The organism is Streptomyces sp. x-19 (genome assembly GCF_046549115.1).
GTDB lineage: Bacteria > Actinomycetota > Actinomycetes > Streptomycetales > Streptomycetaceae > Streptomyces > Streptomyces albulus_C.
Map to the genome: position 1 here is coordinate 96,552 of NZ_JAJPWK010000007.1, position 25,291 is coordinate 121,842.

General features: G+C 70.8%; 22 protein-coding genes. 10 read left to right on the plus strand and 12 right to left on the minus strand.

Going from position 1 to position 25,291, the window contains the following annotated elements:
- Nucleotides 1–166: 166 nt before the first annotated feature.
- Genes ACLJT4_RS19285 through ACLJT4_RS19295 form a run of 3 tightly spaced genes read right to left on the minus strand, consistent with a single transcriptional unit; the run spans nt 167 to nt 3,016 of the window.
- On the minus strand, nt 167–1,387 hold the full coding sequence (locus ACLJT4_RS19285) for a cytochrome P450 (protein ID WP_411123492.1): 1,221 nt from the start codon (nt 1,385–1,387) through the stop codon (nt 167–169).
- Nucleotides 1,388–1,400: 13 nt separating this feature from the next.
- Nucleotides 1,401–2,792: an NAD(P)/FAD-dependent oxidoreductase gene (locus ACLJT4_RS19290; protein ID WP_411123493.1), complete on the minus strand. Its 1,392-nt coding sequence runs from the start codon at nt 2,790–2,792 to the stop codon at nt 1,401–1,403.
- Nucleotides 2,789–3,016: a ferredoxin gene (locus ACLJT4_RS19295; protein ID WP_411123494.1), complete on the minus strand. Its 228-nt coding sequence runs from the start codon at nt 3,014–3,016 to the stop codon at nt 2,789–2,791. Before ACLJT4_RS19295 ends, ACLJT4_RS19290 begins: the two co-directional genes overlap by 4 nt.
- A 405-nt stretch (nt 3,017–3,421) precedes the next feature.
- On the opposite strand from ACLJT4_RS19295, the gene ACLJT4_RS19300 reads away from it, so the two are divergent.
- Complete coding sequence (locus ACLJT4_RS19300) at nt 3,422–4,261, plus strand: SDR family oxidoreductase (RefSeq protein ID WP_411123495.1); 840 nt, start codon at nt 3,422–3,424, stop codon at nt 4,259–4,261.
- Nucleotides 4,262–4,309: 48 nt separating this feature from the next.
- Here ACLJT4_RS19300 and ACLJT4_RS19305 read toward each other — a convergent pair whose 3' ends face one another.
- The 3 genes from ACLJT4_RS19305 to ACLJT4_RS19315 all read right to left on the minus strand — a co-directional run bounded on the left by ACLJT4_RS19305 (nt 4,310) and on the right by ACLJT4_RS19315 (nt 6,649).
- Nucleotides 4,310–4,987, minus strand: a complete 678-nt coding sequence (locus ACLJT4_RS19305) for a GAP family protein (protein WP_411123496.1) — start codon at nt 4,985–4,987, stop codon at nt 4,310–4,312.
- Nucleotides 4,988–5,185: 198 nt separating this feature from the next.
- Nucleotides 5,186–5,446, minus strand: coding sequence for a hypothetical protein (locus ACLJT4_RS19310; protein ID WP_411123497.1), 261 nt, complete (start codon nt 5,444–5,446; stop codon nt 5,186–5,188).
- Nucleotides 5,447–6,124: 678 nt separating this feature from the next.
- Complete coding sequence (locus ACLJT4_RS19315; protein ID WP_411123498.1) at nt 6,125–6,649, minus strand: hypothetical protein; 525 nt, start codon at nt 6,647–6,649, stop codon at nt 6,125–6,127.
- 273 nt (nt 6,650–6,922) lie between these two features.
- Between ACLJT4_RS19315 and ACLJT4_RS19320 the strand changes: the two genes are divergently transcribed.
- The 3 genes from ACLJT4_RS19320 (at nt 6,923) to ACLJT4_RS19330 (ending at nt 9,603) form a co-directional block, all read left to right on the plus strand.
- Nucleotides 6,923–7,561, plus strand: coding sequence for a hypothetical protein (locus tag ACLJT4_RS19320; RefSeq protein ID WP_411123499.1), 639 nt, complete (start codon nt 6,923–6,925; stop codon nt 7,559–7,561).
- 1,263 nt (nt 7,562–8,824) lie between these two features.
- Nucleotides 8,825–9,373 (plus strand): hypothetical protein, encoded by a 549-nt coding sequence (locus ACLJT4_RS19325; protein WP_411123500.1) that lies wholly within the window; start codon nt 8,825–8,827, stop codon nt 9,371–9,373.
- A gap of 14 nt (nt 9,374–9,387) precedes the next feature.
- The gene (locus ACLJT4_RS19330) at nt 9,388–9,603 is read left to right on the plus strand and encodes a hypothetical protein (protein ID WP_411123501.1); all 216 of its coding nucleotides are present in this window, start codon (nt 9,388–9,390) and stop codon (nt 9,601–9,603) included.
- A gap of 207 nt (nt 9,604–9,810) precedes the next feature.
- On the opposite strand, the gene ACLJT4_RS19335 is transcribed toward ACLJT4_RS19330, so the two are convergent.
- Entirely contained in the window at nt 9,811–10,044 is a 234-nt protein-coding gene (locus ACLJT4_RS19335) for a hypothetical protein (protein ID WP_411123502.1), read from the minus strand.
- 727 nt (nt 10,045–10,771) lie between these two features.
- Here ACLJT4_RS19335 and ACLJT4_RS19340 point away from each other — a divergent pair.
- Both ACLJT4_RS19340 and ACLJT4_RS19345 read left to right on the plus strand, forming a co-directional pair.
- Entirely contained in the window at nt 10,772–11,956 is a 1,185-nt protein-coding gene (locus tag ACLJT4_RS19340; protein ID WP_411123503.1) for an LLM class flavin-dependent oxidoreductase, read from the plus strand.
- Nucleotides 11,957–11,959: 3 nt separating this feature from the next.
- Nucleotides 11,960–13,033, plus strand: a complete 1,074-nt coding sequence (locus ACLJT4_RS19345) for an alcohol dehydrogenase catalytic domain-containing protein (protein WP_411123504.1) — start codon at nt 11,960–11,962, stop codon at nt 13,031–13,033.
- Nucleotides 13,034–13,048: 15 nt separating this feature from the next.
- On the opposite strand, the gene ACLJT4_RS19350 is transcribed toward ACLJT4_RS19345, so the two are convergent.
- Nucleotides 13,049–13,687 carry a TetR/AcrR family transcriptional regulator gene (locus ACLJT4_RS19350; protein ID WP_411123505.1) on the minus strand — a complete coding sequence of 213 codons (639 nt, stop codon included), beginning with the start codon at nt 13,685–13,687 and terminating at the stop codon, nt 13,049–13,051.
- Nucleotides 13,688–13,919: 232 nt separating this feature from the next.
- Nucleotides 13,920–14,279 (minus strand): hypothetical protein, encoded by a 360-nt coding sequence (locus ACLJT4_RS19355; protein ID WP_411123506.1) that lies wholly within the window; start codon nt 14,277–14,279, stop codon nt 13,920–13,922.
- A gap of 747 nt (nt 14,280–15,026) precedes the next feature.
- On the opposite strand from ACLJT4_RS19355, the gene ACLJT4_RS19360 reads away from it, so the two are divergent.
- The 3 genes from ACLJT4_RS19360 (at nt 15,027) to ACLJT4_RS19370 (ending at nt 19,767) form a co-directional block, all read left to right on the plus strand.
- A complete protein-coding gene (locus ACLJT4_RS19360; protein ID WP_411123507.1) occupies nt 15,027–17,117 on the plus strand; it encodes a transglycosylase domain-containing protein in 2,091 nt (696 codons plus the stop codon).
- A gap of 70 nt (nt 17,118–17,187) precedes the next feature.
- Nucleotides 17,188–18,477 carry a hypothetical protein gene (locus ACLJT4_RS19365; protein WP_411123508.1) on the plus strand — a complete coding sequence of 430 codons (1,290 nt, stop codon included), beginning with the start codon at nt 17,188–17,190 and terminating at the stop codon, nt 18,475–18,477.
- Between the two features lie 174 nt (nt 18,478–18,651).
- Nucleotides 18,652–19,767, plus strand: coding sequence for an amidase domain-containing protein (locus ACLJT4_RS19370; RefSeq protein ID WP_411123781.1), 1,116 nt, complete (start codon nt 18,652–18,654; stop codon nt 19,765–19,767).
- 100 nt (nt 19,768–19,867) lie between these two features.
- Here the strand turns inward: ACLJT4_RS19370 and ACLJT4_RS19375 are convergent, their stop codons facing one another.
- The 3 genes from ACLJT4_RS19375 to ACLJT4_RS19385 form a co-directional block, all read right to left on the minus strand.
- Nucleotides 19,868–20,623: a PE-PPE domain-containing protein gene (locus ACLJT4_RS19375; RefSeq protein WP_411123509.1), complete on the minus strand. Its 756-nt coding sequence runs from the start codon at nt 20,621–20,623 to the stop codon at nt 19,868–19,870.
- Between the two features lie 143 nt (nt 20,624–20,766).
- Nucleotides 20,767–21,483: a DUF6585 family protein gene (locus tag ACLJT4_RS19380; protein WP_411123510.1), complete on the minus strand. Its 717-nt coding sequence runs from the start codon at nt 21,481–21,483 to the stop codon at nt 20,767–20,769.
- On the minus strand, nt 21,480–22,541 hold the full coding sequence (locus ACLJT4_RS19385) for a BTAD domain-containing putative transcriptional regulator (RefSeq protein ID WP_411123511.1): 1,062 nt from the start codon (nt 22,539–22,541) through the stop codon (nt 21,480–21,482). The genes ACLJT4_RS19380 and ACLJT4_RS19385 overlap by 4 nt, the downstream gene beginning before the upstream one ends.
- 158 nt (nt 22,542–22,699) lie before the next feature.
- Here ACLJT4_RS19385 and ACLJT4_RS19390 point away from each other — a divergent pair, with 158 nt between their 5' ends.
- Entirely contained in the window at nt 22,700–25,066 is a 2,367-nt protein-coding gene (locus ACLJT4_RS19390; RefSeq protein ID WP_411123512.1) for an NACHT domain-containing protein, read from the plus strand.
- Nucleotides 25,067–25,291 lie beyond the last annotated feature (225 nt).

The window sequence follows — 25,291 nt, forward strand, 5'->3', positions numbered from 1 at the left end:
CGGGCGTCGTCGTTGGCCTGGTGGTGGCGGGCGACGGGCTCTCGGCCTGTGGGGCGGCCTCCGGCGACGACGGTGGCCGGAGCGGCGGCGTTGCGGCATCCGCTGCGCCGACGAAAAGCCTGCAACGGTCGCGCACACCGAGCCAACGGCGCCGGAAGTCCCGGCGCTACGCTGCGCCCTGCTCGACGTAGAGGTGGATCGGTCCGCGGAGTACGGGGCTGCGCCGGTACGGGGGCGGGTCGGCGACGAGCCGGGGCCGGTCGAGGTGCCGGACCAGTTGGCCCAGTGCGATCTGGGCTTCCCGGCGGGCCAGCGGGCCGCCGAAGCACAGGTGGATGCCGCTGCCGAAACCGAGGTGTTGGTTGTCGCGCCGATCGGGGTCGAAGCGGTCGGGATCGTGGAAGCGGTTCGGATCGCGGCTGCCCGAAGCCAACATCAGCATGATCTGGGCGCCCTTGGGGATGGTGGTGCCGGCGACGGTGATGTCGCTGTACGCCGCCCGCCAGGGAATGATGTGCACGGGAGGCTCGTAGCGGAGCAGTTCCTCGACCAGGGGCACGACCAAGTCCGGTTCCTCGCACAGTCGTTGGAGGACGTGCGGATGGCGTAGCAGTGTCAGCATGCCGTTGGTGATGAGGTTGACGGTGGTCTCGTGGCCGGCGATCAGCAGCAGGTTGGCGGTGGCGACGATTTCCTCGTCGGTCATCCGCCCGTCGGGCCCGTCGTCGTTGGCCAGTCGCGACAACAGGTCGTCGCCCGGATGCCCGTGGCGTTGCGCCAGCAGTCCGCCGAGGTACTGGCGGAGGTCCTTGCGGGCCTGGACGCCCTTGTCCAGTTTCTCCTTCGGGTCGGTCTTGGGGTTGTAGTCGATCGAGTTGATGAGGTCGTCCACCCATCGGTGGAAGCGCGGTTCGTCCTCGCGGGGCACGCCGAGCAGGTGGCAGATCACGGCGACGGGGAACGGGTAGGCGAAGTCGTCGACGACATCGATCCGCTGCTTGCCGGCGAAGTCGTCTATCAGGTTGCCGACCGCAGTGGTCAGGGCGCCTTCCATGCCGGTCACCAGCCCCGGGGTGTGCGGGGGGCCGAAGTGGCGCATCGCCAGACGCCGCAGGCGGTCGTGTTCGGGCGGGTCGAGGTTGATGAACGCCGGCGTGCCCTCCGCCTGCATCCCCGCCGTCGGACACGACAGGTTGCGGGTGTCGGAACTCAGGTGCGGGTTGTGCAGGATGTCGCTGATCTCGCGATAGGTGCTGATGACGAAGCTGCCGTCCTCCTGCCGGGCCACCGGCGTCTCGCGCAGCTCGGCGTAGAGCGGGTACGGGTCGGCCCGGGAGGAGTAGTCGAGGATCCGGCGCAGCGTGTCGGGCGTCTGGGTCGTGGTCATCTCGGTGTCCCTCCTACCGGTGCTGGTACGCGGCCGTGACGCGTCGCTCGCTCGGGTCGTGTCCGGTGACGACCACGGTGGCGCCCTGGGCGAGCAGCGCGGGACCGGGGAAGTCGACGGGCACCGGCTTGGTGTCGGCGGGCTGGTCGGGGGTGGGACACGGCGGCGGGAAGGGCGCCGCCGTCTCGATGAGCCGCCGGTAGTGGTCCAGCCACTTCGCGTTGTTGAAGCTCACCGCCGCGGTGACGCGGCCCCGATAGCCGTACGCGGCGACGAAGCGGTGGTCGGGCACCGAGCCCTGGGTGACGACCACCTCGTCGGCGAAGGTCGGCACGCCCACCGACTTGATGTTGATGCCGAACTGGATCGACCAGAACAACGGGAGGGTCAGGTGGGGCCAGCGATCCGCCTGGCCGCTGACCATGTTGTGCGCGGCGACCTCGGCCTGCTCCACGGCGTTGGCCCAGTGCTCCAACGAGATGAGCCGGTACTCGTAGATCGGGTTCGGGCAGCGGGCCACGTCGCCGGCGACGAAGACGTCGTCGGTCACCAGGCCGTTGAGGTCGAGGGCGCGGCAGCCCGTGTCGCAGGCGATGCCCCAGACACCCGCCGCCAGTCCCGAGTCCCGCAGCCAGTCAGTGTTGCGGATCCCTCCGAGTGCCACCACCGCCACGTCGGCATCGACCGTGGTGCCGTCGTCGAAGTGCGCCCGGCGCAACCGCCCCTGGGCGTCGCCCTCCAGCTGGGTGACCTTGACGCCGCACCGCAGGTCGACACCGTGCGCACGCTGCACGTCGGCCGCGACGTCACCGATCATGGCACCGAGTGCCCCGACCAGTGGTGCCGGCGCGAGTTCGGCGACGGTCACCGGGATGTCCCGTTCGCGGCAGACGGAGGCGATCTCGGAGCCGGTGAATCCCGCGCCGATGACCAGTACCCGGGAGGGCCCGGCGGCGAGGGCACGCTGGAGGGCCTCGGCGTGTTCGCGCGTCCGCACGACGAACACGCCGTCCAGGGCCGCCTCGCTCTCGACGAACCAGGGCCGGGCCCGCACCCCGGTGGAGATCAGCACCCGGTCGAAGGGAACCTCGCGGCCGTCGGCCAACCGCACGTGGTTGTTCGCCAGGTCCAGCCCGCTGGCGGGCACGCCCAGCAGCCACTCGGCATCGACGTCACGGCGTCGCGGCAGCTTGGTGTTGTCGGCCGGCACCCACCCGGTCAGCACCTGCTTGGACAGCGGAGGCCGGTCGTAGGGCTCGCCCGACTCGTCGCCGATCATGGTCAACGATCCGGTGAAGCCCTCGTCGCGCAGGGCCTCCGCGGCCCGCAGTCCCGCGAGTGACGCTCCGACAACCACGATGCGACCCGCGCGCTTGAACGCTTGCAGGTTGTCGGCGCTGGTCATGATGACTGCGCCTCCGCCGGAGCGTCCCGGCCCTCCAACATGTCGACCAGGATCGCTTGGACCGGGCAGGCCGCCGCGGCGCGCAGAACCTGGTCACGCCGGGCGTCGTCGGGGTTCGGGTCGTACATCAGCGCTTCCTCGCCGTGCATCCGGAACGCGTCCGGAGCCAGGAAGGCGCACTGCGCATACCCTTCGCATCGGGAAAGATCAACGACAACTCGCATCCCGACCTCCACAGGGGCTGCGTGCTGCGGGCCCGGATGCCGGCACCGTGATGGCGCGCGAGGCGCGAGACGGCTGGCGAGAGGTGATGTGGCCGTTGCCCATCCTCCGCGGGCTGCGGGGGTGCACCGCACTCGTCGGGTCGCCGCAGAAGGAATCGGTTTTCGCGTACAAGGCGACCGGCGGATATACCGCTCAGAGAACCTGACACTGCTGTCAGAAAGCCTATCCCGGACACTCCTCACCTGCACCCCGGGAAGCGGGCGGCGGCCCGGTCGGGGTCGACCGGTCAGCGCAATCTGCTCGCGCCCGGCGTGTGGCGTGGAGGTTCCGATGGTTCGGTGGCGACAGGAGTCGACCGGGCTCGCACGGGTCGTGCGGCCGGCCAGTCGAGGAGGAGAACCGGCGTGAGCGTCCCCCAGGGTGCCCCTCAGGGCGTCGTCCCCACGCAACTGCTGAAGGGCCAGAAGGCACTCGTCACCGGCGGGAACTCGGGCATCGGCAAGGCGACGGCCATCGGCCTGGGCCGCGCCGGAGCCGACGTGGTCGTGAACTACGTCGCCGGACGGGAGGCGGCGGAGCAGGTGGTCGAGGAGATCTCCGGTTTCGGCGTGCGCGCGGCGGCGTACGAGGCCGACGTGTCCCAGGAGGACCAGGTCGTCGCGATGACCCAACGGATGGTCGAGGAGTTCGGGACCGTCGACATCCTCGTGGCCAACGCCGGGCTCCAGCGCGACGCCCCGTTCACCAAGATGACGACGGCCCAGTGGCAGAAGGTCCTGGACGTCAACCTCACCGGCCAGTTCCTGTGCGCGCGCGAGGCGACCAAGGAGTTCCTGCGGCGGGGGGTCGTCCCCGAGGTGTCGCGGGCGGCCGGAAAGATCATCTGCATGAGTTCGGTCCACCAGCTGATCCCGTGGGCCGGTCACGTCAACTACGCCGCGTCCAAGGGCGGCGTGCAGATGATGATGACGACCCTCGCCCAGGAGCTGGCGCCCCGCAGGATCAGGGTCAACGCCGTTGCGCCGGGAGCCATCAGGACGCCCATCAACCGCGGTGCCTGGGACACCCCGGACGCCGAGCAGGACCTGTTGCAGCTGATCCCGTACGGACGCGTCGGCGACCCGGAGGACATCGCCCACGCGGTCGTCGGCCTCGCCTCGGACCTCATGGACTACGTGGTCGGCACCACCCTCTACGTGGACGGCGGCATGACCCTGTTCCCCGGTTTCGCCACCGGCGGCTGAGCGGCCGAGCACGACTTCGGCGCGCGCCGAGGCCGCTCTCCGCCGCGCTCAGGACGCGAGGATGCCGATGCCGTCACCGAGCAGTTTGAGGCCGAGGACGAAGAAGAGCACCGCCATCACGGCGGCGTTGTGCCGTGCGGCCCAGTCCCGCCAACTGCCGAGCACGCGCTGGGCCCGTTCCCCCATCAGCAGGTAGACGACCAGCGGTGCCAGGACGCCCACCGACGCGACGAGCACGAAGACCGCCAGTGCCCCGGCCTGCTGGGCCACGGGGATTCCGGCCGCGCTGATCGACGCGCCCGCGGCGAGGGTGAGGGGGGCGTTCTTGGCGTTGGCCGCCGACAGCGCCACCCCGAGTCCGAGGATCTTGGGCGGGGTGAAGTGGTCGATCGCGGCCATCCACTTCGGCAGCTGCGCCTGGGAGGGGTCGGTGGGACGGTGGCGCCATTGCCGTGCGCCGAGGAGGGCCAGCAGCAGGCCGAGGGCGAGCTTGAGGGCTCCCACCCACGTCGCGGGCTGCTTGTGGCCGGCGGCGCCGCCGGATCCGCCCACGGCCAGCATGATCGCTCCCAGTGCCGCCAGCCCCACGAGCCAACCGAGGCCGAACAGCGCCCCGTTGAGACGTCCCCGGGGCGTGGCCAGGATGAGGATGATCGCCACGATGGGCAGCGGGCTGACCGCGACGCCCGCGGCCAGGCCGAGTACGTCGCCGACGGCATGTCCCATGGTGGCCTCCGAACGGACGGGGTACGGGGCGGCCGGAGCCGGCGGACCGCGGGCGGTGCTACGGGACTGGGCACCGCGTGGTCCTCGCCCATGGTCGGGTGGCGGGGCGTGCGGGAGCGCGCTGCCGGACGTCGAACGGGTGAGGAGTCGGCGCGCGGCACGGCACGGTGGGCTGGTCCGTCGGGCGCGGGCGGGGCGTCAGCCCGGCGGTGTCTGCCCCGAAAGCACCTTCTGGAGGCGTTGCGCGCCGCTCTGGATGGCCTGCTGGGTGTCCGCGTGCCCGGCACCGCCGAGTCCGCCGTTGGTCACGGAGATGACGTTGGGCCCGATCCGTGCGGCGGCCGCTTCGAGCGCCAGGGTGGTTGTGAGGCCCTGCACGGTGGTGACCATGGACAGTCGCACGCCGAACCGGTCGTCGCCGGCCTTGGGAAGCGACGTCTGGACGACCTGTGCGACCACCTTGTTCCCTGATCCGCCCACGGCGGTGAACCCGTCGCCAGACGTTCGGCAGGGTCTTCAGCCACGCCATGCCCTTGTCTGCGTCTGCGCCTGCGCCTGCGCCTGCGCCTGCCGGGGAATACGAGCCGACCTGGTACGTCATCCTGGCGTGCCTGGACGGTTCGGTGAATGCCTCGCCGGCCTTGGCCGTGGGCGCGGCTCCCATGAGGTTGCCCGACTTCAGCCGGTCGAGGAACGTTTGGCAGTTGGCCTTGTTGGCCTTGTTGGCCTTGCCGTGCAGCAGGGTGTCCTGGCGGCCGGTGCCGCCGCCGCTGGCGGGGTTCCACTGGGCGCCCAGCGCGGAAGGGCTGATCAGAGCCGCATCGGCCTGGCTCCCGGTGAGCTTCGCCGAGTTCACCGTGCCGCTGCTCTCCCCCGTCGCCACCGGTCTGCCGGAGATGACACACGCGGGCCGCGCCTGCGGGGCATCGGCGCGGCCCGGTGCAGGGAGCCGCCGGTGGTGCCGTCGAGAACGATCCGGGCGCGGGCGGCCCCTCAACAGTTGCCGGCGCCGAGCCGGGAGGGCAGACAGGCCGGGCCAGGCAGGACCAGGCCCGCGGCGGACCGTGCGGTGCCTGGGGCCGACGGACGGCTTGCGCCACCGTCGGCCCCGGCCAGAAGGCTGCCGCCTTTCCCGGCTCAGCCGATTCCGACCTTGGACAGGGCGGTGGTCCAGTCGGTGGCGATGGCGCTGCGGGCGGCGTCGAGTTGGACGGTGCCGTTGCACACGGCCGTCTTCAGCTTGTTCTCCACCGAGTCCTTGCTGGCGGCGGGCTCGTTTCCGTAGCGGGGCTCGGGCCACAGGTTCTTCGGGTCGCGGGGTGCGCCGCCGAGTTCGAGGGGGACGAGATGGTCTTCCTCGTAGTCGGCGGTGTCGGTGTCGGAGTAGCCGTACTCGGCTATCTGCTTGATCTTGAGCGGGGTGGTGTAGGAGACGGGCGGGCGGACCGTCTTGGTCCAGCCGGGCACGCAGACCGTCGAGTGGATCGTGGACTGGGTGACGTCGGGGTTGTAGGCGCCGGGTTGGCAGGTGGCGTCGGGCAGCGGCAGGTGCGACCGGGAGCAGGTGGTGGCCGCATGGGCGCTGCCCGTCGTGAGCACGAGGCCGGCTGCGGTGAGCGCGATGGCCGTTGCCGCGGAAGAGAGTCGTAGCGTCGCTCGCATGGGTGCTCCGTGTGGGGGGAATGCCGGGCAGACGGCCCGGGCGTTGGAACGCCATGGGAGCAGCCCGGCGCTCTATGCGGGTAGACCGTGACGGTGAACAACAGGCATCCATGCCGATTTCTGACTCCGGGGTAACCCACATTTGGTCAACTCATGCCTTGCGTAAGGTGTGTTCGGGGCGCATCGGATGGCACTCGACGCGGGGTGGGTGCGCATCGGTGCGTTCGACGGAACACCTCCCCGCGGACGGTTCCTCACCAAAGGTGGCCCATCGTGCGTGCATCACACCCGCTCCTCACGTTCTTCACGGACGCCGCCGCCGGCCGCTTCCCGCCGGTCGACGGCCGGGTGACGGTACTGCCGCCGCTGCCCCGGGGCCTCGAATGCTCGGTCGCCTTCACCGGCCACGCCGTCGTCGCCACCGCCATGTCCCACCGGGCCGTGCACGCCCAGGGCCCGGACGGTTTCGGCGCGTCGCTCGCCCCCGACTTCCTACGCCACCTCGCCGGGCCCACGGGCTGGATCGGCGTCATCGACGCCACGCTCACGGCCCGCGGGACCGGCGGCCCCCCGCGCCTGGCCGAGCTGACCGACGCGGACGACCACGCCCGCGTCCGCCACGCCCGGTGGCTACGGACGGACGTCCGGGTGCACGGCGACGAACGCGGCCTCGTCACCCTGGCGGACGGCCTCGCCGGGCGGCGGGAGCTGAGCATCGAACTCCACCGCGCCCAGGGCGGCAGCAGGCGACACGGGCGCTCGCTCCTCGCCGACGCCCTGTCCCTGGTCCCGGCGGGCGAACCTGTCTTCGCCGCCGTCTCCCCGGGCAACGCCCGTTCCCTGCGCGCCTTCCTCGCCTGCGGCGTCGCGCCGATCGGCAGCGAGGTCCTGCTACGTCCCGAACGGGAGTGACCGACCTCGGCCCTGGGGTTCGCCGGGGCCTCCTGCGCCCCATCCGTTCCGGATCCGGATCCGGATCCGGCCTCAGAAGACGGGCCTGATCGCTGCCCCCGTGTCCGCCATGGCCTCCCGCGCACGGGCCAGCGCATCGTGCATCTCGAAGAAGCCGCCGAAGACACCGGGGTAATGCTTGAGTGTGGTGGTGACTCCGGACTGGGCCAGGCGCGGTGCGTACTCCTCGCCGGCCGAGCAGGCGGGGTCGCCCTCGGCGGTCCGGGCGATCCCCGGGGCCCCGCGAGGTCGCCCTCGGCGGGAACGGCGTAGGGGTTGCGCGGGTCGGCGGAGTGGCGCAGGTACTGGTCCCAGGCCCAGGCGACGAGCTTTGCCATTCCTCGATGCCGAGTTGCTTCACCGGTGGTCCGTAGCGTGACGTCTCCGCATCACAGCTGACGCCCTCCTTCACCACTTCGTGCATCCGGCGGGCTTGCCCCGAGCCCTCCCCGGTCGGATGTTCCGCTGCCCGGCCCAGCCAGTCCCCGTCGCCGAGCTTGTGCACTTCGCCCTCGTCGAGGATCGACGCGAGCAGTACCTCGAACAGCGCGATGCGGGTGAAGGTGTACCTGCCGAGGTAACCGTCACGCGCGAGCCTGAAGCCAGCTTGCGCCTGGATCAGTTCGGAACGCCAACCGTCCAGCCGCACTCCGGGCGGCAGCCAGCCGGGCTCGGCTAGATGCGCACGGCCCCGAGCACGAAGCGCTGACTCAGGATGCAGACCCTGCGGCCGCATCAAGCCGATAGCGCACCGCACGAAGTTCCCGGAATTCTGTCGCCACCTGCGCAGCCCCTACCCATCGAAGATCCGTAGCGCGATCGCACTCGACAGCTTCTCCGCGCGCTCAACCACGCAGAACGCCCTGCGGGCCGGTGGCCGGTTCGATGCGGTGCGGCGCCAGCGGCGCCTTCCCGTCACAATGTGCCGCCAAAGAAACCCAGTTGAGATTTCCACTTGCCTGACCTGAGCGACTCCTCGAATCCCGCAAGGCTTGACCATTGACCTCACCTTTACTCAAACAATGCCATCTGTTTAGATATCTTTAATCGGCAGCGCAGGGCGGGTGCATGCGAGTGCGTCGTTCCCTCTCTGATCTTGGCGGCACACCGCCCGAACCGGGAACGGTGCAGGCGACTGACGTGCGCCGGCACACACCTACGCCATCAGCCGATACGAAAGCGGATTTGCGCTTCCTGCCGTAGAGACCGGAAAGAGTCACTGCTTTGCCCATATCGAAGACCCTCATCACCGCTGCCGTCGGCGCCACGGCCAGTGCGGCGGTTCTGGCACTCGCGGCCCCGGCTTCCGCGGCCCCGACGCCCGCCGTCCCGGCGGCCGTTGATGCTGGCCAACCGGCCACGGAGACCGACGAGAATCCGCCGGTGCTGCGCTCGGCGGCTGGTTCGACCGCGATCGGCGCCTTCACCTACAGCGCAGGCGGACTGACGATCAAGGTCCCCGCGGGCTGCTTCCTCACGCATGCCGTCAGCGGCAAGGGGCTGAAGATCAACTCTCAGCGGGCTGGCGTTGACTGCGTAGGCCCGATGGCTCTTGCCGCCAAGTTCTGCAACACCCGCATCGAGTTCCACTACGCGGACACCAACAACAAGACCTACCGCATCGACAAGGGCCCGCTCAATGGTTCATGCAAGACCGGTACCGTTCCCATGCTGAGCAAGGGGGCCAAGACGGTCAAAGCAGGCAAGACCTGCGCCCAGTTGTGGATCAACGGGCAGCGCAAGGCCGTTCAGTGCCACTACATCACCAAATAGCAACGGAATGAGAGATGATCACGGGTATGAGCCGTAGCCGGCGGAACTGGTGGACGGAGATTGCAATCGGCGGTGGCGTAACCGTTGTCGTCTTCCTCGCGCTGTCCGCGATTGTCTCGGCTGCTAGTGGTTCGAAATACGCGGCGATGAGCGATGACACCGGATGGTTGCTCGTTGTTCCCGCCGTCGCGGCGGGCGTCTGGGCCGCAGCGCGCTATCGACGGCGTTGAACAGCTCACACTTTCTTGATCAAGACAGTGATGGAGCTCGACTCCGGTCCGGGACGGTCCGTCGGATGTTCCGACGGACCGTCCCGGCAATTCTCCCGATCCCTATTCGCAAGGGCCGCGACCGAAGCCTTCCCCTCTTCGAGGGGCGACGCGAGCGGTACGGCACACCCACCTCCACGAAGGTGCACCAGACCGTTTCCCGGCTGCTCAGAGCGAGCGCAGCTCGGCCACCAGGGCCTCTGCTTCCAAGGTCTTCTTCGTATCCAGCGCAGCCAGGAACTCCAGGAGCGCCACAGTCCGGTCCAGCTGCTCCGCGCTCAGTTCCACCGCACCCGATGCCACACCACCGTTGGTGAACGAGAAGCCGGGCAGACTGCCCGCTTGGATGAGCTTGCCGCCGATGGTGGCGTTGCCCGACACCGAGTTCACCACGTTGGTCATGCCGTGTCTCCCGAAGATCGTGATCAGTCGTGCGGAGCGTACGGCACCAGTCTGGCCTCTGTGCTTCTGCCCACTGTTCCCGCCTGTGAGTTCCGGCTACAGGTAGGCGATCGACGACAGTCTCCACCGGCCTCGAACCGCGTTGTTGTCGCGTGACCGGCCGAAACGGTTCGGGTCCGGGAAGGCAGTGTACGAACACCATCGACTCTGGTCGGCCGGCGGAACGTGGAAGCGTCGGCTTCAGGAGGTCCAGGCCGCTGCTGACATGGCGGGTGAGATCGATGGGGACTTCGCGGTGAACTCCACCATCGTGCGCGCGCACGGCACACGGTAGGCGTCAATGCAGGTGGCTCGGGAAGTGAGGGCCCGGGCCATCCGTCGGCGAGAAGCTCATGTGACGGACGGCCGCCAGGCTCCAGCGCGGGGTACGCGTAACTCGACACCGTCGGGCGGACGGTCAACCGGCTCAAGCACGCTCGGACCATGGCCACTCGCTGCGACATGCGCGGCTACGTCTTCCTCGGCACCATCACCGTCGCAGCCCGCGTCATCTGACTCCGCATGTGAGCGCCGGGGCAGGTCCTAGAGGGGCGCCACGCCCCCTCGGAGGGGCCGACCCCGTCGCAAGACTTCTATCAAGTGATTCAATTGTGTGATAGACAGCGAGGCGCTCGCCCAAGTGCTCCCCCGCTCGCGTCTGTTGCGTCATGTGAGGAGACGTCACATCATGTGGAAGGCCGACTCGTTGAGGTTCGGGGCGTTCCTGGCCCCGTTCCATCCGCTGGACGCCGATCCGGCGCTGCAACTGCGGCGCGATCTGGATCTGATGGCGCACCTCGACCATCTGGGCTTCGAGGAAGCCTGGATCGGCGAGCACCACTCGACCGGCGCCGAGATCGTTCCCGCTCCCGACCAGTTCATCGCGGCCGCCGCCGAGCGCACCTCCCGCATCCGGTTCGGTACCGGCGTCGTCTCGCTGCCGTACCACCATCCGTTGGTCACCGTCGACCGCATCACGCAGTTGGACCTCCAGACCCGCGGCCGGGTCGTCCTCGGCACCGGCCCGGGCAAGATCCCGCTCGACGCCCACATGATGGGGATCGACCCCGCCGACCAGCGGCGGATGCAGGGCGAGGCGCTCGACGCCGTGCTGCCGCTGCTGCGCGGCGAGGTGGTGACCATGGAGACCGACTGGTTCACTCTCCGCGACGCTCGCGCCCAACTGCCCACCTACGATCCGGCGGGCATCGAGGTCGTGGCCGCCTCCACGGTCTCCCCGAACGGGTCGGTCCTCGCCGGCCGGAACGGCCTGTCGCTGTTGTCGCTGGCCGCGAGCTCCCCGTCGGGCTTCGACGCGCTCGACCGGAACTGGGAGATCTACGAGAAGGTCTCCGCCGAGCACGGGCACGTCGCCGACCGGGCGCGGTGGCGCCTGGTCAACCCGATGTTCCTGGCCGAGACCCAGGCCGAGGCCGAGCGGGCCGTCAGTCGCCGCATCCAGGCCATGGCCGCGTACGCGAACCGGCAGAACGGCCGCTACCCGGAATGGGGCCGGACCCCGCGGGGTGTGATCGACCACTGGCGCAACGACTCCCTCGGGGAGTTCGGCCGGGCCGTCATCGGCACCCCGGACCAGGCGATCGCCCAGATCGAGCGGCTGATCGAGAAGACCGGCGGCTTCGGCACACTGCTGATCCTGCACGTGGACATGGCCAACTGGGAGGACACCAGGCGCAGTTACGAGCTCTTCGCCTCCGAGGTCGTCCCGCACTTCCGCGGGCGGAACCGCAACCGGCAGGCCAGTCTCCGGTTCGCCGAGGACCACCGCGAGCAGCTGATCGGCCGGCTGGTCGGGGCGCTCACCAAGGCACACACGGACTACTACGGCGAATCGGCCGGGAGGGGAGCCTGAACCATGCGCGCGGTGCAGTACCTGGACGGGGCCTTCACGCTCACCGACGTACCCGAGCTGCCGCCGCTCGGCCCTCGGCAGCTGCGCATCGAGGTGGCCGCGTGCGGCATCTGCGGAAGCGACCTGACGGTGTCGAAGGACCCGTGCCGGTTCGTCGAGGTGGTCGAGGGCGCCGACTACCCCCTCGCCCAGTTCGACCCGCGGCGACCGGTGGTCCTGGGGCACGAGTTCGCGGGAACGGTCGCGGAGACCGGCGCCGAGGTCACCGACTTCGCCGTCGGGGACCGGGTGGCGGGCCTGGGCATCGCCACCGACACCTCGACCGGCATCCCCAAGATCATCGGGTACTCGAACGCCTATCACGGCGCGTTCGGCGAGTACATCACGGTCGACGTCGCCTGGGCCCGGCACGTCCCCGAGGGCCTCTCCCTGGAACACGCGGCGCTGGCGGAACCCCTCCACGTCGGCGAGATGCACGTCCAGCGCTCCGGCCTCACCCCGGCGGACTCGGCCCTGGTCATCGGCTGCGGCACGATCGGACTGGGCGCGATCGTCGCGGCCAAGGCTCGCGGTGCGCGCACCGTCATCGCCTCCGAGCCCTCGCCCAAGCGGCGCGAACTCGCCGCCGCCTTGGGCGCCGACCACGTCGTCGACCCGACCGAACGGGACCCCGTCGCGTTGTGGAACACGCTGGTGGCGGACGGTGCGGACGGTGCGGCCGGCGACGGCACCCTCATCGCCTACGAGTGCAGTGGCCGGGCCGGCATGCTCAACGCCCTGCTCCACCAGTTGCCGCACGACTCGCGCATTCAGGTCCTGGCCGCACCGTTCGCCGACGAGACCATCATTCCGGTGGTCGGCCAACTCCGGCGGATCACGGTCAACTTCGGCCAGGGTCCCACCGATCGTGCCTACGAGATCGTGTTGCAGCGCCTGGCCGACGGCGAGATCGACGCGGACGCACTCATCACCGGCCGGGTGGGGCTCGAAGGCGTCGCGGACGCCTTCGCCGCCCTGCGGGACCCCGCGGAACACGTGAAGATCATGGTGCTGCCGCGGCGCACGGCCGACGACTGACACCGGCCGGCCCCGTCATCCCAACATGCGCTCCGCGCCACCGATGACGAAGTCCACCAGGTCCTCGTAGAACGCGACCAGCTCGTCGCGGCCGAGCCGGCTGCCCCGCGTCGCAAGGTCGTCGGCCTGGCTCAACGTCTGGAGGAATCCCATCACCACGATCGGCCAGCGCAACTCGATCCGTTCGGCGGCGCAGTCGGGGAAGGCGCGCTGCACCTGCTCGCGCAGGCCCGCTGCGACGGCGTCCTGACCGGTGGACTCGATGGCGGGCCGGCCGGCCCGCGAGATCTGCACCACGATCTTCACCCAGCGCATGCCGCGCACCCGGTGTTTGAGGAGGAGGGCCAGATAGGGGTCGGTCAGGGCGCGCACCACGTCGGCCGCGGTGGGGGCCGCTCGCCGCGCGGCGAGCGCGTCCACGTTGCCGGCGATCTGATCGCGCACCGCGGCCCCGACGCCGAGCAGCACCGCGGCCACCAAGTTCTCCTTGGAGCCGAAGTGGTAGTGCACCGAAGCGGGTCCCTGCCCGGCCGCGGCGTTGATGGCCCGCACCGACACCGCGTCCACACCGTGTGCGGCGAACAAGCGCTCCCCGGCCTTGATCAGCCGCTGCCGGGTGGCGTCGCCCTGCCGGTTGTACGAGGTGGAGGCCATGCGCCGCAGCCTAGTCGACCGCGCCGTCGAGTCGAGCGGCCCGGTGTCACACCTGGATCGACCGCTCCAACCGTTCGCTCGACTCCATGTCGTTCCGTCTTCGAGGCGAAGCCGGACTTCGCCGCGCTGGCGGAGCGGCGAAGTCCGTGCCCTCGGGACCGTCCCCACGCGCCCGCCCCGCTACGCGGGAACGGTGGCCCTCCTCAGCGGCAGGGCGCGCGGACGACTTGCCTCAGCAGTGGTTGAGCGACCCGCTCACCCAAGACACGTTGTCACCGGACTCCCACCCCTTGACCTCGGTGCCCTCGACTCTGCCGTAGATCCACAGGTTGCCGTAGTAGTTCGTGACGTAGCACCACATGTAGAACTTGGAGCCCGACGCCACGGTCACGACGGTGCCGCACTCCGCGGCGGGCGCGGTCTTCAGGCGGTAGTCCCCGAGGAAGTACCCGTATCCACTGGAGTTGTTGGTGACCGAGGGGCGGTCGCAGGGGCTCGCGGCCTGGGCGGTCGTGGCGCCGACCGTGCCCCCCAAACCGGCGAGCAGCGCCGTGGTGGCCGCCAGGGCCGAGAGGCGATTCTTGAGCTTCATGACGTTCTCCTCGTCCGATGCTGAACTGTCTGTGCGGAGCGGGGGCGGGTGCGTGCGGATCAGGCACCCGAAAGGGCTTCGGTGCGGGTGCGGGCCGGGGCGACGGGTGCTGGCCCCGGGCACGGTCGGCCGCGATGAGAGGGACGCGCGTCCGTCACACGTGTCCCTCGGTGAACCTCCCCCTGTACAGGTGCGAACGTGTCTGTGCGTCGTTCCTGTGCACGCCAACGTTGGTGCACTCGGCCGCGATTGTCGTGCGCAACGGGTACACAGGTGTGTTAGCAGTGGGTGAACTGCACACCGGAGGAAGCCGGGCGCTGAGCGCGTGGGGGTGGAGCGCGTTCCCCTCGACGGCGATCCGGTGCGGCGGGCGCGGCGAGGCGCGGTGGGGCGGCGAGGTCATCGGCCGCCGGACCCCGTCCGAATTGCTTCCATGTTCGAGCCGTGCATGGAGATTTCGAAAAGGTCACTGATAGATTTGTATAAGTGGTGAAGACCGCGGCGTGGCTGGAGGGGGTGGGGTGATGGCAGTTGCGTCTGCGGCGGCTGCGGCGCCCCGGGCGGGCCACTCGCGCAGCGCGGAGGGAAGACGCAGTGACAGCGACTGGGCGGGGGCCGAGCGGGCCGGATGAGACCCGCGGGCCGTCGGGCCGTCGGCGGCGGACGCCGCGGGAGCCCCTGACCGGCGCGAGCGACGGCGTGCGGGCCACGACGCCCGCGGACCCCGAGTACACGTTGCAGCTGAGGATGCCACCGCCCACAGCGGCCGACGGGGCCGCGCCGGCGCCGCGGTCGGAGCGGTCCGGCGGGCGCGCCGACCGACGTCGGGCCGTACGGCCCTCCTCGGCCCGCATACGCCTGGGCGCGCAACTGGGTGCCCTCGTCGCGCGGCTGGCCCCGTTCACCCGCCGGATCAAGCCACGCTATCCGCGTCCGGGCCGCACCGGTTGGCGTCGCTGGGCACCCTCGTGGCGGCAGTGGCTGGGCGTCGCGTCGACGGCCGTCGGCCTGACCGGTCTGTTCCTGGGCATCGCCTATGCCACCACCGACATCCCCACGGACCTGAACACGTACGCGACCCAGCAGGACAACGTGTACTTCTGGTCCGACGGCACGCCGATGGCCCGTACCGGATGGGTCCAGCGGCAGGCGATGCCGCTGAAGGAGATACCCGAGGACGTCCGTTGGGCCGTGCTGGCGGCCGAGAACGAGAGCTTCTACGAGGACCCGGGCGTCTCGTTCAAGGGCCTCACCCGCGCCTTGTGGCGGACGGTCGGCCGGGGGGACACCCAGGGCGGCTCGACCATCACCCAGCAGTACGTCAAGAACGTCTACCTGAACCAGGACCAGACCCTCAGCCGCAAGTTCACCGAGGCGATGATCGCCCTCAAGCTCGACAACCGGATGAGCAAGGACGCGATCCTGGAGGGGTACCTCAACACCAGCTGGTTCGGTCGCGGCACCTACGGCATCCAGCGCGCCGCACAAGCCTATTACGGCAAGGACGTCAGCGAACTCGACGTGAGCCAGGCGGCGTTCCTCGCCTCGCTGCTCAAGGGCGCCGGACTGTACGACCCCACGCTCGGCGCCGCCAACCACCAGCGGGCGGTGGAGCGCTGGAAGTGGATCCTGGACCGGATGGTGCGGATCGGCAAGCTGTCGCCGGACGAGCGGGCCAAGTACCGGGCCTTCCCCGAGCCGCTCAAGCAGAACCCGCTGTACGACACCGGCCAGCAGAGCGACTACCTCGTCGAGGTCGCCTCCCAGTACGCCCAGAAGGCCGGGCACATTCCGGCCAGGGATTTCGACCTGGGCGGCTACCAGGTCTACACCACCTTCGACCGCAAGCGGGAGGCGGCGCTCGACGGCCTGGTGGCCACGGCGCGCAAGGAGGCCCGGCAGAGCGACCCGGCCGCGGCGGCAACCGCCCACTACGGCATCGCCTCGGTGGCCACGGACGGCCGCGTCCTCGCCGTCTACGGCGGCCCCGACCACCGGAAACAGGGCTACAACGAATCCAACGCCGCGACCGTGCCGGCCGGTTCGGCCTTCCTGCCGTTCGTCTACGCGGCCGGGCTCGAACACGGCGTCGTCAAGCGGCGGGACGCGCCCCGGGAGAAGGTCACCGCGCAGTCCCGCTACGACGGCAACGACGGCGTGCCCGTCAGCACGCCGGAGGGCCCCTACTGGAACCGCAGCGGCAAGAAGGTCGCCGCCCACAACGACGACCGCACATCGTGGGGCCCGATCACGCTCCGCAAGGCGCTCGCCGAGTCGGTGAACACACCCTTCATGCAGTTGGGCATGGACACCGGCCTGGACAAGGTCAAGCAGACGGCCCAGGCGGCCGGACTGCTGCCCGGCAGCATGGGGCCCCAGGTCCCCGACCTGTCCCTGGGCAGTTCCACACCGAGCGCGATCCGAATGGCCAGCGGCTACGCCACCTTCGCGGCCGCGGGACAGCACGTCGAACCGTACTCCGTGCGGCAGATCACCCGGAACGGTGCCGCCGTGCCGCTGGACACCCCGGAGAAGCGCCGCGCGGTCACCGCCGGGGTGGCCGCGGAGGTGACGCGGGCGCTCACGGACGCGTTCCGCTCCGCCCACCCGGGCGCCGCGCCCGCATCGGCCGCGGTGTCCGGCAAGGCCGGCACCACCGCCGACGACACCGCCGCCTGGTACGTCGGCACGGCCCGCGCCGTCTCGACGGCCGTGGTCGTCTACCGCATGGACCTGGCCAAGAGCCTCGAACCACTGCCGCTGGGCGGGCTCGCCGGAACCGCCGCCGACAGCGTTCCCTACACCATCTGGGCGGGCGCCGCGAGCCCACTGCACTGACCGGTAGACCGCCCGCCCTCGCACGCACCGCATCCGGACCGGAACCTCCCACCGCAGATTTGGGCCCCGAATGAAGTCGACTCCAGGCCGCCGCCGCAAGGCGCGCGCACCCCACCGCACCCTCCGCACCCGCTCCGCGGTCCTCGCGTCCGCCGTCCTCGTCGTCTGCTCGGCCGTCGCGGGGTACCTGGTGCTCGACCAGGCCAACGGCGACGCCCAGGCGTCCTCCGGCCACAAGGGCGCCTCGCTCGACCGGGGGCCGGCCAAGCCCCCCAAGGAGCCGGCCTGGGACGGCAAGACCAAGATCCTCGGGGACGGCTCGACCTCCTACACCGGGCCGCAGAAGAAGCAGTTGGCGGCGAAGCCCCTCAAGCCCGGCGAGCAGCCGCCGCAGTTCGTCGTCTTCTCCTGGGACGGCGCGCTGGAGGGCGAGGAGCGGCTCTTCTCGCACTACCGCGAGTTGGCCAAGGACAACGACGCCCACATGACCTTCTTCCTCACCGGCATCTACCTGTTGCCCAAGAGCAAGCAGGACCTCTACCACCCGCCCCAGCACCCGGTGGGCTCCGCCGCGATCAGCTATCCCACCGACGAGCACATCCGCACCACCCTGACCCAACTCTCCGCGGCCTACGAGGACGGCAACGAGATCGGCACCCACTTCAACGGCCACTTCTGCGGCGCCAAGGGGGGCGGCGACTGGAGCGTGGCGGAGTGGAAGAGCGAGATCGACCAGTTCTACGACTTCGTGGAGAAGTGGCGGACGAACACCGGCTACCGGGACGTTCCCGCCCTGCCCTTCGACTTCCGCAAGGAGGTGACGGGTGGGCGCGCCCCCTGCCTGGAGGGGCAACCGAACCTGCTCAAGGCCATGAAGAGCTACGGCTGGCGCTACGACGCGAGCTCCCCGGGCGACTTCCAGATATGGCCGACCAAGAAGGACGGCGTCTGGGACTTCCCGCTCCAGATGCTGCCGTACCCCGGCGGCAACTACCAGGGCCTGTCGATGGACTTCAACTTCCTCTACAACCAGTCCAAGGGCGAGACCAAGGGTGATCCGGCCAAGTACGCGACCTGGGAGCAGCAGACCGTCGACTCCTACATGGCGGGCTTCGACCGCGTCTACTACGGCAGCAGGGCGCCGCTGTTCATCGGCAACCACTTCGAGGACTGGAACGGCAGCATCTACATGAAGGCCATCGACCAGGTGATCAAGAAGACCTGCACCAAGAAGGGCGTCAAGTGCGTGTCCTTCAAGGAGCTCGCCGACTGGCTGGACGTGCAGCGGCCCGAGACGCTGCAGCGGCTGCGCGGACTGGATCCGGCACAGGCCCCGGACTGGTCCACGGTCGTCAAGTGACCCCGCATTCAACCTGGCTGCAATTGTGCGCACCCCTTCACGTCATGCACACATCTCATGCGAAAATGCGCTCGCCCGGTCCGTGTGCCGGCGTAGAGGGGAACATCGTTGACATCGAGAAGAACAGGCCGCGGGCGGAGCCGCACCACCGTCATCGCGGTGGCGGCAGCCTCACTGGCCGCCGGAGTCGTGCTGCCCAGCGGAACCGCCGGCGCGGCGGTCGCCGACGGCCCGACCATGGACCGGGCCACCAAGGCGACTTTCCAGCGGCTGGCCGATGCGGTCTTCGCCGATCGCACGCAGTCCCTGGTGGACGGCGCCGGCGGCGGACCTCAGCAGGCGCACCCGCGTCGGACGTCCGGCTTCACCGGGCAGGTGCGGTTGTCCGCGGCGCAGGCCCGCGAAGAGGGCGCCACGCTCGACGCCCTGCGCGCCCGCAAGTCCCGGCTGGCCCAACTCGGTGAGAAGTACCGCGGAGCCAGCACCGAAGTCGTCCTCGACGGGGCGACGTTGACGGGGCGTCGGGCCACCGTAGACGTCACCGAGACCACGTCCCTGACGTACGAGAAGGCCGAGCCCGGCCGGCCCGGGACCACCGGTTTCCAGGCCCACCACCGGCTGACCTTCCAGGCCGACCGCGACGACGCCTGGCAACTGACCGACGTCCGCGACACCGACGACGGCTACCTCGCGGTGAACCAGGTGGCCAGGCCCCGCGTCGCCGCGCCGGCCACCTCCGACGACCCGCCCTCGGCCACCCGCTCGGCCACCACGCGGCCCGCGCCGGCCAACCCGAAGAACTTCACGGCCACCGGGTACGACTACGCCGCCATGGCGGCGTACGCGGCGAAGTACTGGAGCCGGTACAACCCGGACTACCCCGACTTCAGTGACGCCGGCGCCGGTGGGGACTGCACCAACTTCGTCAGCCAGGCCCTGAAGGCGGGCGGGTGGCAGCACGTCCCCGGCTACACGACGGACTTCCACAAGTGGTTCGGCAACGCCGAGATCCAGTCGGACTCCTTCGTCGGCGTCAACGAGTTCTCCTGGTTCGCGCTGTCCTCCAAGCGGGCCACCAGCCTCGCCAACGTCTACCAGATGGACGTCGGTGACGTGCTGCAACTGGACTTCGACCGCGACGGGTCCAAGGACCACTCCATGATCGTCACCAGCCGCAGCCGGCAGGGCGTGCCGTACCTCACGTACCACTCCACCGACACCTACAACAGGTCGGTGGCCAGCATCATCGCGTCGTACCCGAGCGCCGCGTACTACGCCTACCGCACCTGAGCGGCGGCCGCGGGCGTCCGTGCCCGGCGCAGGACTGCGGGGCGGTCGCCGGACGTTCGGAACGTCTCGGCGGCTGCCCCGCAGCGTTGCGGCCGACGGCCTACTGGGCGTCGTACCAGGTGGTGCCGTCACCGCCGTCGTGGCCGATGGTCTGCGTCATGACGTTGCCGTCCTGCCAGTACTTGGGGTGCTGGTTCAGGAATCCGGGCACGGACCGGATCGAGGTGGCGTCGCACGCAAGGTCGGTGCGGATGCAGAAGCGCCGCACCGGGACACCGTCGTACTTCGCCGGAGCGGCCCCCGTGGACGTGAACCCCAGGGCGCTCCAACCCTGCGGAACCCGCGCCCAGATGCCGGTGCCGGGTTGCATGGGGTCGGCGTAGAGCATGCCGTTCACCTGGGAGCGGGGTATCGCGGTGCGGCCCTCGGCGATCGTCCGGAGCACCTGGTCGGCCGCCTGGGCGCCCTGGGAGTACCCCACGATCGTGAAGCGGGCGTGTGGATCGCGGTGGTAGGTCTTCTCGGCGGCGGCCAGCAGGTTGCGGTACCCCTCCCGGACGCTGGCGTCGTAGCTGAGGGCGCCGACGTCGGGGGCGTTGTGGCCGTTGAGCCAGGGGCCGGCGCTCGCCGGGTAGCAGACGGGCACCGGGATGCCGCCGTCGAGGTGCTTGTTGGCGAACGCGAAGGTGGAGGTGCAGTCGGGCGCGGGCGCCGCCGAGCCCGTGCCGCCGATCTCCAGGTAGTAGTGGTGCACCGGAGCCGCGTGGGCGACGGTGGGCGTGACGGCGGTGAGGGCCACCGCGGCCGTCGCGCCGGCCGTGCCGATCGCCGTCTTCCATCTGGCGCGCAGGGTCATCGCTCGGCTTCTCCTTGAGCTGGGACGGGACAAGTCGTCCGTGAGGGAACGACGTTAGCCGCCGTCGTTGGAATAGGGATGAAACACGGGGGAACGGGGGACGGAGCACCGACGCAGCGGACGGCGCCCCGGGCCCCCTGGGGTCAGCGGGTGTCGTCGGTGCGGTGGCGTTCGACGAGCGCCCAGAACACGAAGGGGTTCGGGATCCTGGACTCCGGTCCCCACCGGTGCTGCTCACCACCGGTGGTGAGCACGAGGAACCCGTCCTGCACGCCGATCCGCTGCACCTGTGACCACGTCGTGCACCGTCCGCCCGATCCGACCTGCTCCCCGGTCAACCAGACGTCTCCGAAGGAGAGGCGCTGACCCCGCTGGAGCGCGGCCAGGGCGCCGGGTAACTGGGCGCCGGTGACGGCCCGTTGGAGCTCCGCTTCCCAGGCCAGCGGTTCACCGCCGTCCGGACCGCCGCGCAGCACCAGGCGCCGCCGGTCGACGTCGGTGAGCGTGTGGAGGACGGCGGTGCCGGAAGGGGCGGCTCCGCGCGACCGGGTGCGGTGCCGGAACATCGAGGTGGTGTCGTAGCGGACGACGTGGATCCGGCCGTTCAGGGCGACGGTCGCCCCGTGCTCGTACAGGTCCAGTCGCGCGTTCGGACTCGCCCGCGACGCGGTGGCCCCGCCGCCTCGGGCGAGGTCCGCCAGGAGGCGGACCGCTCGGAACGGGCCCCTGCGCGCACGGGGGCGGTGGGCGGTCGCCGGGTAGGTGGCCCGTCGTCGGCCGAGGCGGGCGCGGCCGGCCGCCGCGGAGATCCGCGCCAGCAGCAGCTCCGCTCCGCGGGTGCGCGGCGTCGGTCCGGTCATGGCGCGGTCGGAGCGAGGCCGGCATCGCACCCGCGCATGATCGTCTGGTGGGTCCGCTGGAGCAGCCGGCTGGGCGGGACCCCCAATTCGTCGGCCAACCGGCGGCGGGTGCGCTCGAAGACGGACAGCGCATCGGCCTGCCGGCCGCTGAGACACAGCGCGCGCATCAGCATCGCGGCGACCGGCTCGTCCAACGGCTGGGCCGTGGCCAGCGCCCACAGCTCGCCGACCGTCTCGGAGTGCCGGCCCAGCCGCAGTTGCAGGTCCAGCTTGCGCAGCAGCAGCCCGGTCCGGCGCTCGGCGAGCCGCAGCCGCTCCAACTCCACGAACGGGCCCGGGAGTCCGGCGAGCGGCTCGCTGCCGAACAGGGCCAGCGCCTGGGCGTGGACGCGGACCGCCTCGGCCAGTTCACCGGCCCGCTCGGCCGCACCGGCGGCGGTGACCAGTTCCTCCATGCGCGCCTCGTCCACCTCGACCGCGCCGGGTACCAACCGGTAGCCGCACCGGTCGTGCCGGATCACCGACTCCGTGCCGTTCCCGGTCTGGAGGACCTTGCGGAGCCGGTAGATGTAGACCGGCACGACCTTCGTGAGCGGCGGCTCCATCCCCCAGATCCCGTCGAGCAGTTCGTCCTTGCTGACCGTCCGGTCCCGGCACAGCGCCAACGCCGCCAGCACGGCCTGCTGGCGGAGGTGCCCCAGGTCCACCGGCTGCCCGTCGTACGACGCCCGCAGCGGTCCGAGCACGGAGATCCGCACCCGCCGTTCCGACGCCCGGCGGACGACGGCCCGCGGCACGGGGCGGGCCGCCACGCGGGGGCCCCGCCCGGGCACGACCAGCCCGCAGTCGAAGGCGTGGACGATGGCGGCGGCCCGGTCGCGCAGTTGCAGTTTGGCGAGGATCCGGCGGAGGTGGACGTCGACCGCGTGCTCGGGCAGGGCGAGGACACCGGCGACCTCGCCGTCGGTCAGGCCGCAGCCGACCGCGCGGAGCACTTCGCGCTCCTGGCCGGTGAGTTCGGTGGCGGTCGGTCGGTCGAGGGCCGCGGAGATCGGCATTGCGGGCTCTCCTGAGCTGAGGCGGTCGGACGGTTGCCGACGACGCTGGTCCCGGGGCGGTGAAACGAACAGGCCGGCAGACCGGCCGTATCCGGCCGGTGGCCGCGCTAGAGTCCCTCACCTGGGGAGATCGACATGCCGGGGGAAGGCCGAGACTCGTGACCAGTGAGTTCAGTGCGCTGTTGAAGAGGCTGCGGCGGGAGGCGAACCTGACGCAGGAAGCCCTGGCGGAACGCGCCGGGGTGGGCGTCCGCACCATCCGCGGGCTGGAGACCGGCGAACGCGCCGACCCACGGGTGACCACCGTGCGGCTGCTGGCCGACGCGCTCGGGCTGCGTCCCGAGGAACGCGAACGGCTCCTGTCGACGGCCGTCCTGAGATCCCCGGGCGGCGAGCTTCCGGACGCCGAGAGTCCGGCGGAACCACCCGTTCCGCCCGCCGCCGGCACCGCCCCCGAGCCGCCGGCGAGCGGTCCGACACGGTCGCCGCTGCACGAGGTCCTGGCCGACGTCGCCGACCAGGTCGCGCAGACGGTGGCGGCCCGCTGGCGGCGCGAGGAGGAACAGCGACAGGTCCACGACCCCTATCCGCTGCCGGTGCGCTGGCGGCCGGTCGCCGAGGAGCTGACCGACCACTGGGCCAACATCCGCCGCCTGCCCCCGGGGAGCGCCCCCACCCCCCTGGAACTGGGCGGGCAACTCGACGCGATCGTGGACGTGTACCGGCGCATCCCGTCCGGGCGACTGGTGGTGCTGGGCCGCTCGGGCTCCGGCAAGACGATCCTCGCCGTGCGGTTCGCCCTGGACCACCTGAAGGCCAGGGGGCGCGCCGACGCCGTGCCGGTGATCTTCAGCATCGGCTCGTGGGACCCGACCGCCATCACCCTCCGGGACTGGCTCGCCGCGCAACTCAGACGCGATCATCCCGGCCTCGCCGCCCCCGGGCCCGGTGGGACGAACCTCGCCGAGGGGCTCGTCGAGACCGGCCGGATCCTCCCCGTGCTGGACGGCTTCGACGAGATCGCCGACGGCCTGCGTCGCCCCGCGCTGGAGGCCCTCAACGCGACGACGCTGCCGCTGCTCCTGACGAGCCGTCCGGCCGAGTACGCCGCCGCGGTGGCCGAGACCGACGTCCTCACCTCCGCCGCCGCGGTCGAACTCACCGACCTCACCCTGGACGATCTGGCCGCGTACCTGCCGCGCACCACCCGCAAGGCCGGCGGCCGCCCGGCGACCGGCTGGGAACCCGTACTGCACGCCCTGCGCGAGCGACCGCGCAGCCGGGCGGGCACCAACCTCGCCGCGGTGCTGACCACTCCGCTGATGGTCACCCTCGCCCGCGCCGTCCACAGCGACGCCCCCGACGGCGACCCGGCCGCGCTGCTGGACACCCGCCACTTCGGCACCCCCGAGGAACTGGAGGACCACCTCCTCGACAACTTCGTCACGGCCGCCTACCGCCCCCGCCCCGGCAGCGGGCCGCTCCGCGCCTGGGACCCGGAACGCGCCCGGCACTGGCTCGGCTACCTGGCCCAGCACCTGAACCGGCTCGACACCCCCGACCTGGAGTGGTGGCGCCTGGGCTACGGGATGCGCCGCACCACCCGCACCCTGGTCACCGCCCTGGTCATCGGCCTGACCATCGCGCTCGTCGACGGCGTCGTCGGCACCCTCTTCGACTCCGTGGCGTACCAGCTCATGGACGGGCTGGTGGCGGGGCTCCTCACGGGGCTCCTGTTCGGGATCGCGTACTGGTTCATGGTCGCGGCCAAGGACGCGGCCGTGGAGCCGTCCGTCGTCCGCATGAGAATCCGCAGCGGGGAGCGGAGAACCGGGCGGAATCCCGTCCGCCGCCTGATGATCGGGGCGCTCTGCGGCCTGGTGTTCGGCGTCGGCTACGGGTTCGTGCGCGGGGTCCTCAACGGCGCCCTCGTCCACGCCCCGCTCCCGTTCGTCCTGGCCGGCAGCATCGGCGACGGCGTCCTCTACGGCGTGATGTTCGCCCTGGCGGCCGGCCCCGCCCTCGGACTGCTCACCCTCTTCGAGACCCCGCTCGACATCCGCTCCGCCCTCAATCCGATCAGCCTGCTGCGGACGAACGGCCGTACCGTCGCCACCCAGCTCCTGGTCTGGTCCCCGGTCTTCGGCGTGCTCGTCGGCTTCGGGTCCCTGGCGGTGGTCTACCCCGCGGCGGCGGTGCTGGGTCCGGTCGTCTGGAACCTGACGGCCGCACTCAAACTGGGCCTCATCAGCGGGCTCGGCGGCGCCTTCGGCTACGCGTTCAGCCTGACCTCCTGGGGCCAGTGGACGGTCTTCTCCCGGATCTGGCTGCCGCTGACCGGCCGGCTCCCCTGGTCCGTCGTCGCCTTCCTCGAAGACGCCTACCGGCGGGGCGTGCTCCGTCAGGCCGGTGCGGTCTACCAGTTCCGCCACGCCCGCCTCCAGCACCACCTCGCCCGCGGCCCTCGCGCACCACTGCGGACTTCCGACCCGGACGGCAGCCCGCGCGGTGGACCATTGAAGTGACAGCGTTTTTTGTGGGTGTTGTGGGTGTTTGGGGTGTTTGGGGTGTTTGCCCCGGAAGGTGCGGGGCAGGCGGTCGCGCGTCAGGGAAACACACCGACGCAAGGAGGAGTGTCACCATGGCCGCCACCGACAGGACGACCGTGACGACCGAGCAACTGATATAGGTGTCGCGAAGCGGGCTCCGGGCCGCGTCGTGCGCCACCGCGCGCGTCCGGCACGGGGCCG